General features: G+C 70.3%; 15 protein-coding genes and 1 riboswitch. Of the genes, 5 read left to right on the top strand and 10 right to left on the bottom strand.

All coding sequences use genetic code 11. The features are described from left to right. The first annotated feature begins 45 nt into the window (after positions 1-45). Entirely contained in the window at positions 46-429 is a 384-nt protein-coding gene (locus Q0Z83_RS05945; RefSeq protein WP_317792774.1) for a hypothetical protein, read from the top strand. Here the strand turns inward: Q0Z83_RS05945 and Q0Z83_RS05940 are convergent. Beyond that, on the bottom strand, positions 419-1,837 hold the full coding sequence (locus Q0Z83_RS05940) for an MFS transporter (RefSeq protein ID WP_317792773.1): 1,419 nt from the start codon (positions 1,835-1,837) through the stop codon (positions 419-421). The genes Q0Z83_RS05945 and Q0Z83_RS05940 overlap by 11 nt on opposite strands. A gap of 73 nt (positions 1,838-1,910) precedes the next feature. Then, positions 1,911-2,390, bottom strand: coding sequence for a MarR family winged helix-turn-helix transcriptional regulator (locus Q0Z83_RS05935; protein WP_317792772.1), 480 nt, complete (start codon positions 2,388-2,390; stop codon positions 1,911-1,913). 436 nt (positions 2,391-2,826) lie between these two features. On the opposite strand from Q0Z83_RS05935, the gene Q0Z83_RS05930 reads away from it, so the two are divergent. Together Q0Z83_RS05930 and Q0Z83_RS05925 are read left to right on the top strand one after the other, a co-directional pair. Then, positions 2,827-3,123: a hypothetical protein gene (locus Q0Z83_RS05930; protein ID WP_317792771.1), complete on the top strand. Its 297-nt coding sequence runs from the start codon at positions 2,827-2,829 to the stop codon at positions 3,121-3,123. A 2-nt stretch (positions 3,124-3,125) separates the two neighbouring features. After that, positions 3,126-3,710, top strand: a complete 585-nt coding sequence (locus tag Q0Z83_RS05925) for an RNA polymerase sigma factor (protein WP_317792770.1) — start codon at positions 3,126-3,128, stop codon at positions 3,708-3,710. On the opposite strand, the gene Q0Z83_RS05920 is transcribed toward Q0Z83_RS05925, so the two are convergent. From Q0Z83_RS05920 to Q0Z83_RS05905, 4 genes are all read right to left on the bottom strand, one after another. Beyond that, positions 3,677-4,612, bottom strand: a complete 936-nt coding sequence (locus tag Q0Z83_RS05920; RefSeq protein WP_317792769.1) for a hypothetical protein — start codon at positions 4,610-4,612, stop codon at positions 3,677-3,679. The two genes, Q0Z83_RS05925 and Q0Z83_RS05920, sit on opposite strands and share 34 nt — an antisense overlap. 127 nt (positions 4,613-4,739) lie before the next feature. Further along, the gene (locus Q0Z83_RS05915; protein ID WP_378078497.1) at positions 4,740-5,606 is read right to left on the bottom strand and encodes a phosphotransferase; all 867 of its coding nucleotides are present in this window, start codon (positions 5,604-5,606) and stop codon (positions 4,740-4,742) included. A gap of 80 nt (positions 5,607-5,686) precedes the next feature. Beyond that, positions 5,687-6,235 carry a LysM peptidoglycan-binding domain-containing protein gene (locus tag Q0Z83_RS05910; protein WP_317792767.1) on the bottom strand — a complete coding sequence of 183 codons (549 nt, stop codon included), beginning with the start codon at positions 6,233-6,235 and terminating at the stop codon, positions 5,687-5,689. Continuing rightward, positions 6,234-6,489: riboswitch (cyclic di-AMP (ydaO/yuaA leader) on the bottom strand. It overlaps the preceding gene by 2 nt. Positions 6,490-6,850: 361 nt before the next feature. Next, a complete protein-coding gene (locus Q0Z83_RS05905; protein ID WP_317792766.1) occupies positions 6,851-7,789 on the bottom strand; it encodes a CPBP family intramembrane glutamic endopeptidase in 939 nt (312 codons plus the stop codon). 97 nt (positions 7,790-7,886) lie between these two features. Here Q0Z83_RS05905 and Q0Z83_RS05900 point away from each other — a divergent pair, with 97 nt between their 5' ends. Next, positions 7,887-8,390 carry a GNAT family N-acetyltransferase gene (locus tag Q0Z83_RS05900; RefSeq protein WP_317792765.1) on the top strand — a complete coding sequence of 168 codons (504 nt, stop codon included), beginning with the start codon at positions 7,887-7,889 and terminating at the stop codon, positions 8,388-8,390. Here Q0Z83_RS05900 and Q0Z83_RS05895 read toward each other — a convergent pair. The 3 genes from Q0Z83_RS05895 to Q0Z83_RS05885 form a co-directional block, all read right to left on the bottom strand. Further along, entirely contained in the window at positions 8,368-11,181 is a 2,814-nt protein-coding gene (locus tag Q0Z83_RS05895; RefSeq protein ID WP_317792764.1) for a beta-galactosidase, read from the bottom strand. The genes Q0Z83_RS05900 and Q0Z83_RS05895 overlap by 23 nt on opposite strands. A 67-nt stretch (positions 11,182-11,248) precedes the next feature. Further along, entirely contained in the window at positions 11,249-12,277 is a 1,029-nt protein-coding gene (locus Q0Z83_RS05890) for a rhamnogalacturonan acetylesterase (RefSeq protein WP_317792763.1), read from the bottom strand. Between the two features lie 40 nt (positions 12,278-12,317). Further along, positions 12,318-13,223, bottom strand: a complete 906-nt coding sequence (locus Q0Z83_RS05885) for an NADP-dependent oxidoreductase (RefSeq protein WP_317792762.1) — start codon at positions 13,221-13,223, stop codon at positions 12,318-12,320. A gap of 128 nt (positions 13,224-13,351) precedes the next feature. Here Q0Z83_RS05885 and Q0Z83_RS05880 point away from each other — a divergent pair, with 128 nt between their 5' ends. Continuing rightward, positions 13,352-14,203: a helix-turn-helix transcriptional regulator gene (locus tag Q0Z83_RS05880; protein WP_317792761.1), complete on the top strand. Its 852-nt coding sequence runs from the start codon at positions 13,352-13,354 to the stop codon at positions 14,201-14,203. On the opposite strand, the gene Q0Z83_RS05875 is transcribed toward Q0Z83_RS05880, so the two are convergent. Next, positions 14,145-15,368 (bottom strand): ROK family transcriptional regulator, encoded by a 1,224-nt coding sequence (locus tag Q0Z83_RS05875; protein ID WP_317792760.1) that lies wholly within the window; start codon positions 15,366-15,368, stop codon positions 14,145-14,147. The genes Q0Z83_RS05880 and Q0Z83_RS05875 overlap by 59 nt on opposite strands. Position 15,369 lies beyond the last annotated feature (1 nt).

Raw genomic sequence — 15,369 nt, 5'->3', positions numbered from 1 at the left:
ATCGCTATCATCGACCGTCATCCACGGCAGATCAGGAGTGCCGGCATGAGCCTGGACATCTCGGTATGGGTACCGGACGAAGACGCCTACGCCGGTCGGGGAGGCGTCGAGAACCCGCCGGACACGAGTACCGGAGTGGGAGCCGAGAACTTCCGTCACCTGATCTGGGGTTCAGCGGCCGCTCGAAGTCTCGGTGCGACGTTTCTACCGCAACTCGCCGACATCACCGAGGAGAACCGCGGCCAGCTCGAGATCTCTCCCGGCCGACTCGACGCCTTCGAGCAGGAGTGCAGGCTTCTGGAGAGGAACGTCGACTTTCTCTCTGCTGAGACGATCCGCGACAGAGACCGCATCCTCCACTATCTCGCCAACATGAACAGCGCGATACATCGCGCCAAAGCCGTAGGCGGCGGTGTCATCATCTGGTGATTCGCCGTCGAGGCCTGGGGTCGCCTCCACGATCTTGTGAGGTTGCGCCCTCCGGCTTCCGCAGCACCGCGACGGCGACCGCCAACCCGGCCACCAGCAGCCCCGCCGAGACCGCGAAGGCGAGCCGATAACCGCCGGTCAACGCCGCCGCCGGGCTGCCCCCGGCGGCCAGGAGCTCATCGGTCCGGGAGGCGGCGAGTGTGGACAGCACCGCGACCCCGATCGCCATCCCCACCTGCTGTGTGGTGTTGAACAACCCGGAAGCGAGCCCGGCATCACTCCCCCGGGCCCCCGACATCCCCAGTCCGGCGAGTGCCGGCAACACCAGACCGCCACCGGAGATCAGCAGCATCACCGGCAGCAGATCGGTGACGTACCCGGCCCGTACCGGAATCCGGGTGAGCAAGCCCATCGCCGCGATCAGCAGCACCAACCCGGCGATCAGCACCACCCGCCCACCGAACCGGGCAGTGACCCGGGCCGACACGAACAGCGACACCACCCCGATCCCGACCGCCGCCGGAAGCATCGCGAGCCCGGTTTCGAGGGCGGTGTAGCCGAGCACCTTCTGCATGTAGAGAGCGACCAGGATCTGGAACGCGAACATCCCGGACAGCGCCAGCATCTGGGTCAGGTTGGCCCCGGTCACGTTGCGGGACCGGAAGATCCGCAGCGGCATGAGCGGGTCGGTCGCGGTCGCCTGTCGGGCCACGAACCCGGCCAGCAGCACGAGCGCCACGATCCCGGTCCACGCGTGTCGCCCACCTTCGACGACGGTGTAGATGCCGAGCATCAACCCCGAGGTCACCAGCACCGCCCCGATCACATCAGCGCCCGCGGACAGGCCCAGGCCTCGATCGCGAGGCAGTACCCGTACCGCGAGAAGGATCGTGGCCAGGCCGATCGGCACGTTGATGAAGAAGATCCACGGCCAGCTCAGGACATCGGTGAGCACCCCGCCGAGCACCTGCCCGATGGACGCTCCGGCGGCGCCGGTGAAGCTGAAGATCGCGATGGCCCGGCCGCGTTCCCCAACGTCGGTGAAGATCGTGACCAGGATGCCGAGCACCACGGCCGACGCCATCGCGCTGCCGACCCCTTGCAGGAACCGGGCGGTGATCAGCAGGCCCGGCCCGCCGGCGAGTCCGGCCAGCAGCGACGCGCCGGTGAAGACGGCGTTGCCGGCCAGGAACATGATCCGCCGCCCGATCAGGTCACCGAGCCGTCCGGCGAGCAGCAGCAGCCCGCCGAACGGGATCAGGTACGCGTTGACCATCCAGCTCAGGCCGGCCGGGCTGAAGCCGACGTCCTGCTGGATCGCGGGCATCGCCACGGTCACGATGCTGCCGTCGAGAATCGTCATCAGCCCGGCGGCGGACAGGACGCCGAGCGCGGTCCAGCGATGCATGAAGACCTCCCCATCACGGTTCGACGGGAAGGACGCTAGCAGATAGTTTTGTTGCAGACGATCCCGGTCGGAACTACTTGGCGCGCTCCCGAGCCCGGCGGCCCCCCTCGACAGGTGTCGCGAGATGCCCGGTCGCCAGCCGGTTCAACACTCTGACCAGCACCTCCCGTTCGTCCTCGGGAACCGAACCGAGCGCCTCCCGATGCACTCCGTCGACGATCTCCTGACTGCGTTTGGCGACCTCAGCCCCCGCCGGCGTGACCGCGATGATCCGCGCCCGCCGATCGGCGCTGGACGGCCGCCGCTCCGCATACCCGGCCTTCTCCAGCGCGTCCACGGTCACCACCATGGTCGTCTTATCCATGTCGCCGAGCTCCGCCAGCTGAATCTGCGTCCGCTCCTGCTCCAGCGCATGCACCAGCACACAGTGCATCCGCGCGGTCAGCCCGATCTCGGCCAGCGCCGCCGCCATCCGCGTCCGCAGCACATGACTCGTGTGATCAAGAAGAAACGACAGGTCCGTCGCGGTCCTGGTCGGGGCCATCGCAGTCATCCGCCCAGGTTAGTTCCAAGACAGATGATCCGCTTCCGGTACGCTCCACCGCCGCCCCGACCACAACCACGCAGCCCCGGGCCTACCCCGCGACGCAGGCGGTCCGCCCCGGCCGCAACGCGACCGCCGGGCTGAACACCTGCCGTCCGACGGGTACGCCGAGCAGGCGTCACCCGCGGGAGTGAAGTCCGCCGCCATGACTCTTTGCCCGGAGCGGACGGCGGACTCCCGACCGACACAGGTCACCCGTGTCGTAGATGGAGAGTCACCCGGCCCCCAGTTCCGTGAGGTACCAGCCCTGTGACCTGCATCACATCTAGATCCGATTTCAGCGATGGCCGAGACGCGGGAAACTGCTGACAGCTCAATTTCGAGGTGATTTATGCCCAAATGCCCGGAGCGGGATCACCTCACGACCGACACAGGAGACCACCACATGACAGACAGCCCCGTGCGACCGAAGCCGTCGCCGGCATTCTTCGAACCGGATCGGGCCGGCAGACGCCGCCTCTGGACCGGATTGACCCTCGCCGCGGGCGCCACCGCCGGCCTGTTGGACGCGTCGATCCTGGCGCCCGTCCACCACCACCCGGCCGTGGTCGGTGTGACCCTGATCAGCTCCGCGGCGCTGATCGCCGATGTCACCGCCGAGGGAATCGTTCGACTCGGGCTCTGGATCCGCCGACGCGTGATCATCGTCGACTTCGGCGACAACCGGTCGGATCAAGACTGATCGTGAACGGTGCCTCATCGGCCGATTCGGGGCGGGAGACCGACCACAGGCCTCCCGCCCCCACCGACGAGTTCGACACCTTCTACCGCGAGATGTACCCCGAACTGCTGAGGTACGGCATGGCGTTGACCGGGGACGGTCAGGACGCCCACGATGCCGCAGCAGAGGTATTCATCGAGATCTACAAACGGTGGCATCAGATCGATACGCCTCGGGCGTACGCCAAAACAGCCTTTAAACGCTCGCTTCTCAAGGTCCTTCGCCGGAAACACAAAGCCTGCCCGATGCCGAACGAGGAACTGCCGAACCCCCCCGACGCCGGGCTCGATTTCCGTGCCGTCGACGAGCAGATGTGGGTGGACCACCTCCTGGCCCTGCTGCCCGCGAAGCAACGCGAAGTGATGCGGCATCTAGTGGCCGGTCACAGCTACGCTCAAATGATCGCCTCTCGGCGGGATGCGGAAGCCGCCCGGCAGAATGCGGCTGCCGTCCGCAAGAACGCCCAACTGGCCCGCAAGCGGCTCCGAGACATCTTGGCGGACAGGGCGCAGAGCTACGGGCAACCGTCCTGGATGTCGAGAGAGTGATCGGCCCGCACCAGTTCCTCCGGGTCCTCGGTGGCGGCGGGATTGCCTACGGCTCCCATCCTGTAGGGCGCTAGCAGGCCACGATCTCCGGCGGCACAATCCATCAATGCCAGGTACGACCGGGTGTTGCCGATCCACATCCCGCGGTCGTCGGCGCGCAGGTTCTTCGTGGCCGGGAACTCCCACTGGTTCTCGTCGTGGACGACGGCGATCGGCTGGGTGGTGCCCTTGAACGCGTACACCCAGACGAAGTTGGTGGTGACCCGCAGCTCGCGGCGACCGTCGCGGACGGCCGACGTGTAGGTGATCCGGCCACTGACCCGGGGCTGCTGATCGGGATCGAGACGCACCGCCGGATCGATCCAGGTCGCCAGGTTGGTGTGCACCCGGTCGGAGAACCACCTGCTGATCGCGGCACGCTGATTCGGCGCGATCAAGGCGAGGAGTTCGTCCGGGTCATGATCGACCAACATGGTGGAGTCGAGCCGGCCGGCGATCATGGCCCGGCGCACCTGCTTGAGCGCGGCGTCGACCTGCGCGGCACCGAATCCGGTCACCGCCTTCGCCGTCGGCAGGTCGATACCCGCCTCACCTTTCGGGTAGGTCGCGGCGGCCGTACCCGCGAACGGGTCGTTTATCGAACCGTCCGCCACGATCTCCTCGGAGACGCCATCGGCCGGTTGCCGGTTCGGCTCCGCCGCCGAGCCGGTGTCGTCGCGCAGCATCGCCCACCCCGCGGGCACCGCGAAGCCGAGCGCGACCAGCGCGGCCACACCGACCACCACCATCGGAACCCGCCCGGCCACCGCCCGGCGCACCCGCTCACGCCGGACCTTCTTCTCGGTCTCGGCGGCCCAGTCCTGCAATCCGTCGAACGGATCGGGTGCGTTCTGCTGACTCATGGCCCCATCTCGAAGGCATCGGCCGACCGAAGTATCGATCAGTATGGCCGGTCGACGGCCCTCGCGGTGTCCGCCCGCCGCCGTCCACGGAAGTGCTCCCGATGCCGGACCGACCCGGAATCCGGGATCATCCGAGCGCGGCGTCGAGGTCGGCGCGGTGTCCGGTCCACCAGCGGAGGACCGCGGACGAGGTACGGAACAGGTGGTCGCCGGACGGGTCGGCCCGGTCGTAGTGGCGGCGCAGGAAGTACGTGTCGGTGGCGTAGTCCCACCAGCGCCGGTGGGCCGCGTCGCGGAGTTCGGCGCCGCTGATGTCGATGCGGGTGCGATAGCCGGCGACGAACGCGGCCAGGCGGTCGAGGTCGACCCCGGTGGGGCCGCCGAAGAGGATCACGGCGGTTCGGAGGAGCTCCAGGCCGTACGGGCGGACGGCCAGCCGGTCCCAGTCGAGGATTCCGGTGCACCGGTCGCCGGCGAAGAGGAGGTTGTAGTGGTTGAGGTCGCCGTGGGTCCAGCCGACCGGGCGCACCGGACCGGAAGGTGGCCGCAGACGGCCGAACTCGGTCAGTAGGTGCACCCGGTGCTGGATCTCGGCGGCGGCGAAGGCGTCGAAGTCACTCGACCCGGTCTCGGCCACGGTGCCGAGGCGCGTGAGTTCCGCGAACGGGACGGCCGCCGACTCGACATCGAGTGCCGGCGCCACGGCAGGTAGCGCCTCGCGTAAACGGTGGTGCAGGTTCCCGATCAGGATGCCGAGGTTGCGGCAGGCGGGGACGGACAGGATGTACGGGTGTTCACCGGGCAGCCACGGGCCCGCGGCGTACCAATGACCGTCCACTTCGGCCAGCTTCGCCGGGGTCGGTACGGGCAGGCCGTGTGCGGCCAGGGTGGGGAAGAGGCCGTGCTGGCGGCGGACCGCGTCCGGGGTGGCGTCGCGTAGTCGTTTGACGGCGTACACCCCGGACGCGGTCTCGACGCGCCAGTTCTGGTTCATCAGGCCCAGCGTGATCGGCACGCAGACGGTGACCGGTCCGAGTCCGAGCGCACCTGGCACGCCGGGCGGCAGGACTTCGGTCAGAGGCGGATGCGCTGGCCCGGGAAGATCAGGGCGGGGCTGCGGAGCGTGTTCTTGTTCAACGCGTAGAGCGTACGCCAGCCGCCCTTGACCTTGTATTTCCGAGCGATCGAGGCCAGGGTGTCGCCGGACTTGATCACGTAGGTCTTGCCGGTGGCTTTCGCCTTCTTCTTCGGCGTCGTCTTCGTGGTGGTCGTCTTGTAGACGCCGGCCTTCTTGCCGCAGACCGGCCACGGGCTCAGCCCGCGCTTGGCGTGCAACTTGTTGGCGATGGCGATCTGCTGGGCCTTGGTGGCCTTGTCCGCGGTCGGGGCGTACTTCCCGCCGCCGTTCGACTTCCACGTGCTGCGGCTGAACTGCAGGCCGCCGTAGTACCCGTTTCCGGTGTTGATGTGCCACCTGCCGCCGGACTCGCATTTGGCGACGACGTCCCAGTTGACCTGGCGCGCGGCCTGAGCCGGGGTGGCCGGGCCGAGCAGGACGCCTGCTCCGGTGACTCCGGCGGTCGCCAGAACCAGGGCAAGGCGGATTCGTCTACTACCAGACATGGATGATCCTCCACGCCTGCGAGGTGAGCTGTCGGGTTCGGGCGGACGAGAGTTGTTCGCGACCTACCTCGAGTTGCAGCTTCGAGGCGGTCAGGGCGACGGTCTCCGCCGTCGCGAACATTTCTCGCCGGCCCGGCCGCGTGCACACGGCTTCACCCCAAGGCGCGCATCTCGCGCGCCGCAAAAAGTGGGTCCCCCGCTCCTGCCCTCCCATCGAGTCTGTGGACGGGGGCAGGACTCGGCGGTCCGTCCACAGTGCCCGCGTCGCGGGACGGCCCGACGGTAACCATGCCGGAGGGCCGCAAGCCAAGTTCACGGCCCTCGATAGTGACGTTCTTCTCAGTATTTGCCCGCTTTGATCTTGTTAGCGCCCGGAAATTTCCGATACTGCGCTTATAGACGTTTGATGCTGTTTTTTCGCGCCTCAGCGGGACGCCATGTCGGCCTTGAGACAGTCCCGGTAGCGGGATGAAGCGGACGGCAGAGGAGCGGACAGCGCGATTACCAAAGGGGCGGGCGGCGCCAGAGAAGCAAGCACGAAAGGGACGAAAGGATGGAGAGGCGGGTCGCTCCGGTGCCGAGACCTGCAATGCGGACCGGCGCGGGGCGGCGTCTCTAACGGACGCCGGATGCCAAGCCGTAACCGGCCGGCGGGTAGGCCACGATCGGCGTCAGGTTGGCGAGTCCACGGCGGCGGGCCAGCCAGACGATCACCGCGGCGAAGCCGAGCAGGATCGGGATGTCGACGGCGAAGCCCTGCCACGGCATGTCGGCCGCCGTCTCATCCATGGTGAGCTGCCCGAAAGCCGCCGCCACCAGGGTGCTGAGCAGGTTGTTCATCACGTGCAGCGCGACCGCCGCCTCCAGACCGCCGGTCCGCACCGTCACCCATCCGGCCACCACGCCGAACAGCATCAGGTCGGCGAAGCCCCACGGGGTGCCCCAGCCGTGCAGCGCCGCGAACACCGCCGCCTGCACCAGGATCGGCAGCCACGGACTGCGCAGCCAGGCACCGAGGCCCTGCAGCAGCCAGCCCCGACACAGGTACTCCTCGGCCGCGGCCTGCACCGGCACCACGGCCAGCAGCACACCCGCCGACACCAGGAACGGCACCCACCCGGCCGGCGGATCGTCCAGCCCGGCGTCCTCCCCGGTCAGCACGGACAGCCCGGTGATCCCGGCGAGGAACAGGATGATGGTCACGGTGGCGACGCCGAGGCACACCGCGAGCCACCGCCACCGGATCCGCCCGGCCACCGACGACAGCGTCCCGGGCGGTCGCCGCTGGATCCAGAACGCCGCGAGCAGGCACACCGGAAGGGCCACCGCGATCGACAGGAATCCGACCGCGAGGTCCGGCAGCGCGCCGAGGGTCGCCATGCCGTCCGGCCCGCCGGGCCGCCCGAAGATCTCGGTGAAGATCACGAAGGCGATCATGGCGGCGAAGACGGTGCCGACGATGAAGAGCGTTCCCACCGGAAACCGCCACAGACGATGAGCGGCGGTACGGGCGAGACGGTGGTACGGGCTACCGGGCGGCGGCGGAATCGTCATGACCGGAAGTCTTCCGACCGGGGCGTCCCGGCGGATCTGGCCGCAGCCGGATTCCGGTACCTAACCTGAGATATAGGTGTCCGGCAGAATACCGATCATGGAACCGCCCGAGATGATCAATGCCGGTGATCTGGTCCTCAAGCGCTGGGAGCCGGAGTGGTCGGCCGAGCTGGCCGCGGCCGTGCAGGAGTCGCAACCCGAGTTGCAGCCGTTCCTGCCGTTCGCCACCCCCGAGTACGGCCTGGCCGAGGCCCGCGAGTTCACCGAGCGGTCGGTGGCGAACTGGGCGGCCGGGACCGAGTTCAACTACGCGCTGTTCACGACCGTCGGCGACCTGATCGGCGCGGTCGGCCTGATGACCGACCGCGGGCCGGGCGTCCTGGAGATCGGCTACTGGTTGCGGACCCCGTGGGCGGGTCGGGGCCGGATGACCGCCACGGTGACGGTGCTCGTGCGGGTGGCGCTGTCACTGGAGGGCGTCGAGGGCCTGATGATCCGCCACCACCGGGACAATCACGCGTCGGCCGCGGTCGCCGCCAAGACCGGTTTCGTCGAGACCGGCCGGGACGGCGACGACGTCATCCGCGAGTTTCGGGGCTGAGCACCACGACGCCGCGGGCCGGCAGCGTCTCCGGCGCGCCGGCCACCGCGGACAGGTCCACCGGGTCGGCGGTCCGGTTGATCAGGAAACGGACCGGGCCCCGGACCGCGAGCTCGACCTTTCCGCGCAGGTCCGGGGGCAGCTCACTGGTCACACCGGCCGGGGTCAGCAGGTCGTCGAGGATCAAGAGCAGGCCTTGCGGCCGCAAGCGGGTCGAGATGTACGCCGCAGAGCCCGCACCCACCTCGCGGCGGGTGACGGCCGCCCCGCCACCGGTGTAGGTGGCCAGCACCTTCGTCGCCGGGTCGGTCACCTCGACGTGCTCCGACCAGAGCGTGCCGATCGCGCCGTTCGACAGTGGCGCCGACTGGCCGTCGAGCAGGGGGGCGAACTCCTCGACCCGGATGCCGAGCAGGTCGCGCAGCGCGCCCGGGTAGCCCCCGAGCCAGGCGTGGTCGAACTCGTCGACGATGCCGGAGAAGTAGGTGGTCACCAGGTGGCCGCCGCCCGCCACGTAGTCCTCCAGCCGCTGCTTCAACGCGGCCGGGACCAGGTGCAGGATCGGTGCCACGACCAGGCGGTATCCGGTCAGGTCGGCGGCGACCGGGACCACGTCGGCGCGGACGCCGTGGTCGAGCAGGGCGGTGTACCAGTCGAGTGCCTCGTCGCGGTACCGCAGCCGGTCGGTCGGGTGCGCATCCTGTTCGGCGGCCCACCACGACTCGTAATCGATCACCACGGCGACTGCGGACGGCGTACGGCCGAAAGTGGTGATCGACGACAGCGACCGCAACCGCGCGCCGAGATCGGTGACCGCCTCGAAGATCGCGGATGATCGTCCGGCGTGCGGCAGCATCGCCGAGTGGAACTTCTCGGCGCCGGCCCGGGACTGCCGCCACTGGAAGAAGCAGACGCCGTCGGCGCCGTGGGCGACGTGCGTGAGCGAGTCACGGGCCAGTTCGCCGGGCAGTTTCGGCACGTTGACCGGCTGCCAGTTGACCGCGCTGGTGGAGTGTTCCATCAGGAACCAGGGGCGGCCGGGGATCAGGTTGCCGCACAGGTTGGCCGAGAACGACAGCTCGTCACGCGACTGCGGGCCGGGCCGGGTGTAGTGGTCGTTGGCGACGAAGTCGACCTCGGCCGCCCAGTCCGGGTAGTTCATCTCGTTGATCGGACCGGCGACCATGAAGTTCGTGGTCACCGGCACGTCCGGGGTGATCTCCCGCAGGATCCGCCGCTCGGCCAGGTAGTGGTCCTTGAGCGCGTCCGACGAGAACCGTTTGAAGTCGAGCTGCTGGGTCGGGTTGACCGGGCCGTTCGCGTGCCGGGGCGGCAGGATCTGCGCCCACTCGCCGTACCGCTGCGACCAGAAGTCGGTGCCCCAGGCCGTGTTCAGCCCGTCCAGATTCGTGTACCGCTCGCGCAGCCAGACCCGGAACGCAGCCGCCGCGTCGTCGGAGTAGTCGTAGACGTTGTGGCAGCCCAGCTCGTTGTTGACATGCCAGGCGGCCAGGGCCGGGTGCTCCGCGTACCGCTTGGCGATCACCCGGACCAGGCGCAACGCGTGCTCCCGGAAGATCGGCGAGGTGGGTCGCCAGTGCTGGCGGGCACCCGGCCAGACGGTCCGGCCGTCGCGGTCCACCGGCAGGATCTCCGGGTGCTTCGTGGTCAACCAGGGCGGCGGCGACGCGGTCGGGGTGGCCAGGTCGACCAGGATGCCGTTGGTGTGGAGCAGGTCGATCACCTCGTCGAGCCAGCCGAAGTCGTACCGGCGCTCGGCCGGTTCGAGCCGCGCCCACGAGAAGATGCCCAGCGAGACGATGGTGACCCCGGCCTCGCGCATCGCCTGGACGTCGTCGGCCCACACCGTACGCGGCCATTGCTCGGGGTTGTAGTCGGCGCCGAACTCGATGCGCGGCTCGCCCTCGCGCCGCAACCACCGTGGGGCCGGACGGGGTGCGCGCAGCGCGGCCGCCAGGAAGCCGAGCGACGCGTCGACCGAGTCCGGGACGTCGTGCGGCCGGTTCAGGTGGCCGTGGGTGGTGCCCGGGGCGACGAACGACTCGGCCGGTACACCCACCTCCCGCAGTTGCCGTTCCAGTAGTTCACCGGAGGGGCGCAGGTCGTCGAACTCGGACAGCAGGATGTGCGTCGGAGGCAGGTCGTCGAGGCGCGCGGCGCCGGGCAGCGCGTCGGGCGGCAGGTCGCTGATCCGGCCCACGTAGTTGCGGACCATGTCCTCGACGCTGTCCAGGGTGCGGCCGTGCCCGAGCATCGGCGTCGGGAAATGCGCGAACGGATAGGCCAGCAGCAGCAGATCGGGCCGGTCGGCGGCGGCCCGGAGCCCCGTCTCCGTCGGCGCGGCCCGCAGCCCGGCCCCCGTCGGCGCGTCCCGGAGCTCTACGCCCGGAGGCACGGTCTCCCCCGGCGTCGTCGTGCGGAGGGCTGTCGCCACGGCCAGGGCGGCGCCCGCGCTCGCGCCGCCGAGCGCCCGGCGCGCCGGCAGGTCATCGCGGGCGGTCACCCACCGCCAGACGGCGTGCACGTCGTCGATCGGCACCGGATAGCGGACCCCGTCGACGGCCAGCCGGTAGCCGACCGAGAAGACGATCGCGTTGGCCCGGCCGGAGAGTTCGGCGCTGACCATGTCGGCCTCGGCCATGTCGAGGTCACCGTGCCGGAAGCCGCCGCCGTGCGCCCAGACGAGCACCGCCTCCGCCGGTCCGGCCGGTTCGTAGACCCGCACCGGAATCGGGCCGTGCGGCCCCGCAACCTCGAGATCAGCCCGCATGGCCCTCATCTTTCTGAAACGTATTTACCCGGGCAAGCGCTTTCCCGCGTGTCGAAACCGTGGGCGTTCAGGGCCGCATCGCCTTCTTGAGGCCGGCCAGGACCAGGAGGCCGATCTGGTCGGCGCCGTATTCGGAGAAGTGCGTGTTGTCGCGCTTCTCGTCGTAGAGGTAGATCGGCTTGGAGGCCTCCGGACCGAGCGCCTCCACCAGCGCGGCACTGTCCGCGGTCAGGTTGATGTAGGGCACGTCCAGTTCGGTGGCGACCGCCTCCATCTCCACCGGCAGGTCCACGCCCAGGCCGTTGACGTGCCGGGCGACCGGCGTCAGATGCCCGGTGGCGTCGAACAGGCGGCGCACCGGCGGGCTGACCAGTACCGGCCGCGCGTGCAGCGCCCGCAGCTCGGTGACCATCCGGGTCAGGTCGGCCCGGTAGTCCTCGGCGGTGGTGGCCTTGTCGTTGTGCCCGAACTGGAGCACCACCACGTCACCGCGCCCGACCCGGGGCAGCATCGTGGCCCACAGTCGCGGGTCGGCCGGGAACGACGCGGACCCCTCCCCCGAGTCGGCGTAGTTGGCGACACTCACCCCGTACGGCAGGTGCTGGGGGATCGCCTGGCCCCAGCCGGTGTACGGCACGACGGCCTGGTCACAGACGGTCGAGTCGCCGGCCAGGAAGAGCTGCCGGGTCCGGTGCGGCGCGGGCCGGACGGTGACCCGGTGCACCAGCGGGGCGGCGCCGGTGAAGGTGAGGGTCAACCCGGGGGTGCCGACGTCGGGCAGGGTCGGTTCACCCTCGGGCTCGCGGACGTCGACGATGAAGCCGCGGCGGGCGAACCGGCCGGCCTCGGTGGCCGTCTCGGCGACCATCATCCGGCGGGCCTCGGCCCGGACCGCGGTGCTGCCGGCGGCGTCCGGACCGCCGAGGAGCACGGCGACGTCGTACTCCCCGGGCGGCACGTCGTAGTGGCAGACGACCGGGGCGGTCCCCGTGCACTCCCCCGGAATGCCGTGCCGGCCCCCGGCCAGAGCCGGAGCCGGCACCGCCACCACCGCGGCTGCGGCGGCGGTCAGTGCCAGTACTCGCGATCGCTTCATATTGAAACGTTTACATTGATGAAACCCGATCAGTCAAGGGTCACGGACGCAGCAGCAGCTTGCCGCGGACGTGACCGGAGGCGCTACGATCCTGGGCCTTGCCCGCGTCGGTCAGGGCGAACGTCTCGGCCACCTCGACCCGCAGCCGCCCGGCCACCGCCAGGTCGGCCAACGCCGCCAGGGCCTCGGCGCTGCGCTCGCCACCGGCCGAGTACGGGACACCGAACTGCTGGGCGGCCGCCCCGTCGGCGATCGTGACGATCCGATCGGTGCCACCACGCAGCTCGACCGACGCCTCCACCGCGCCCTGACCGGCCGCGTCGAACACCGCGTCGACACCCCGCGGCGCGGCGGCACGGACCCGGTCGACGAGACCCTCGCCGTACGCGACCGGAACCGCCCCGAGCGACCGCAGATACTCGTGGTTACCGGCCGACGCGGTGCCGATCACGGTCGCGCCACGCGCCACCGCCAACTGGACCGCCACCCCGCCGACCCCACCGGCCGCGCCGTGGATCAGGACCGTCTCTCCGGCGCCGACACCCAGCTGGTCCAGCACCCGCTGCGCGGTCTCCCCGGCCACCGGCAGCGCGGCCGCCTCGTCCCAGCCCAACCCGGCGGGCTTGCGGGCGACGACGGTGGCCAGCGCGTATCCGGCGTACGACCCGGTGTCGGTGAAGCCGAACACCTCATCGCCCACAGCCAGGCCGGTCACCCCGGCACCGACCGCGTCGACCACACCCGACGCCTCCCAGCCGGGCGTCGACGGGAACTCGGTGGCGAACACCTGCGCCAGCCACCCGTTGCGGATCTTGTAGTCGACCGGGTTGACACCGGCCGACACCACCCGCAGCCGGATCTGGCCCGGACCCGGCTGCGGCAGGTCCACCTCGGCCACCCGCAGCACCTCGGGCCCACCGAATCCGTCGAAGACGATCGCTTCCATGACTGCCACCTCTCATCGATTGCCGTGCCATCAGGCTGCTGCGGCCGCCGACGGTTGTGGAGCGGACCGGTTTCCCTAGGACCGACGATCCTTGGCTGCGATTCACCGGGTGCGCGAGCATGGCTGTCATGGATCGACGTGAGCTGGCCGACTTCATCCGCCGCTGCCGGGAACGGCTACGGCCCTCGGAGGTCGGGCTGGCGGCGGGGCCGCGGCGGCGTACCCCCGGGTTGCGCCGGGAGGAGGTGGCGATGCTCGCCGGCATGTCGGCCGACTACCTGATGCGCCTGGAACAGGCGCGCAGCCCGCAGCCGTCACCGCAGGTGTTGCGGTCGCTGGGGCAGGCGCTGCGGCTCAGCGACGACGAACGTGACCATCTGTATCTGCTGGCCGGGCACCGTCCACCGGCGGGGCGGCTGGCCGGCAACCACGTACGACCGGGTCTGCTCTATCTCCTCGACCAGCTGACCGGGGTGCCCGCGCAGGTGCACAGCGACCTCGGCGACCTGCTGGCGCAGAACGCGCTGGCCGAGACCCTGTTCGGCGGTATCTGCCCGCCCGTGCGGCACGACCACGAGCAGGATCACAACATCGTGTGGCGGTGGTTCAACGACCCGCGGATCCGGCTGGCGCATCCGGTCGGCGAACACGACTACCTGAGCCAGGTCTATGTCGCCGATCTGCGGGCCGCGGTCGCCCGACGCGGCTCCGACCCGGCGGCGATGTCGCTGGTGGAGCGGCTGCGCGGGTGCAGCGACGAGTTCGCCGGGCTGTGGGACCGGCACGAGGTGGCGGTCCGGCGGCAGAGCCGGCTGCTGGTCCAGCACCCGACCGTGGGGCTGCTCGAACTCGACTGCGAGACGCTGCTGACCCCGGCCGAGGATCAACGGCTGGTGCTGCTCACCGCGCCGCCGGGCAGTGCTACCGCGGGCCACCTGGAGCTGCTACGGGTGGTCGGGCAGGAGACGTTCGCGCGCTGAGCAGGACGTCGAGGGGGTCGCTGAGCAGGGCGTCGAAACCCTTCTCGGCGGCGCCGATCAGGGTGGCGTCGTCGCCCAGGCCGGACGGCAGCAGCCGGGCCCGTTCCCGCGACACCGGCATGCCGTGCTGGGCGATCCGGGCGTCCACCTGCGGGGCGGCGACCGCGTACAGCTCGCGCAGGGTGCCGCCGAAGACGACCACGCCCGGGTTGAACAGGTTGATCAGGTTGGCCACGCCGATGCCCAGCCAGTCACCGATCGCGGCGACCGCGGCCTCCGCCTCCGGTTTACCGTCCGCCGCCTCGCGGACCACGTCCCGGACCGCCGCACGGCCGAACTCGCCCGCCCGGCCGACCGCCTCCAACAGCGCGTACTCCCCCGTCTCGGCCTCCAGGCAGCCCCGCGAACCGCACAGGCACTCCCGGCCGCCGTGCGGGTTGACCAGCATGTGCCCGACCTCGGCGCCGTAGCCGCCCTCGCCACCGAGCAGCCGGCCACCGACCAGGATGCCGCCGCCCACCCCGACGTCGCCGTGCAGGTAGATCAGGTCGGGCGAGCCGATCCCGGCGCCCCGGACGAACTCGGCGTGCGCACCCAGGTGGGCCTCGTTGCCGACGGCTACCGGCAGGCCGATACCCAGAGCCGACTCCAGCTCGGTGCCGAACGCCTGGTCGACCCAGCCGAGCTCGGGGCCGTACCGGACCATGCCGTCGCCGGGCCGGATCATGCCGCAGTAGGAGGCGCCGACTCCGGCGCAGACCGTGCCCGGCGGCGCGGCGTCGAACAGCTCCCGGCCGAGCCCGGCCAGCCCGGTGACCACCGTGTCCAGGTCGACGCCGGTGCGGGGCCGGGGTGTCTCCCGCCGGTCCAGGATGGTGCCGCCGAGCCCGACCCGGGCCGCGACCAGACGGTCCACCGCCACGTCGAAGGCGAGCACGAACACCCGACCGGTCTCCGGCCGGACCACGAACGACGGCCGCCCGGCGCCCAGCACCTCTTCCGGGTTTTCCTCGCGGACCAGGCCGGCAGCGGCGAGCTCGCTGGTCAGGGCCAGGATGGTGCTGCGGTTGACGCCCATCCGCTCGGCGAGGGCGGCGCGGGACAGCGGGCCGTTCAGGTGTACGTGACGCAACAGCGTGCCCAGGCTCGCACGGTGTCTGCTCACT

The organism is Actinoplanes sichuanensis (genome assembly GCF_033097365.1).
In the GTDB taxonomy this organism is placed as follows: domain Bacteria; phylum Actinomycetota; class Actinomycetes; order Mycobacteriales; family Micromonosporaceae; genus Actinoplanes; species Actinoplanes sichuanensis.
This window is presented reverse-complemented; position numbering and strand designations above follow the sequence as displayed.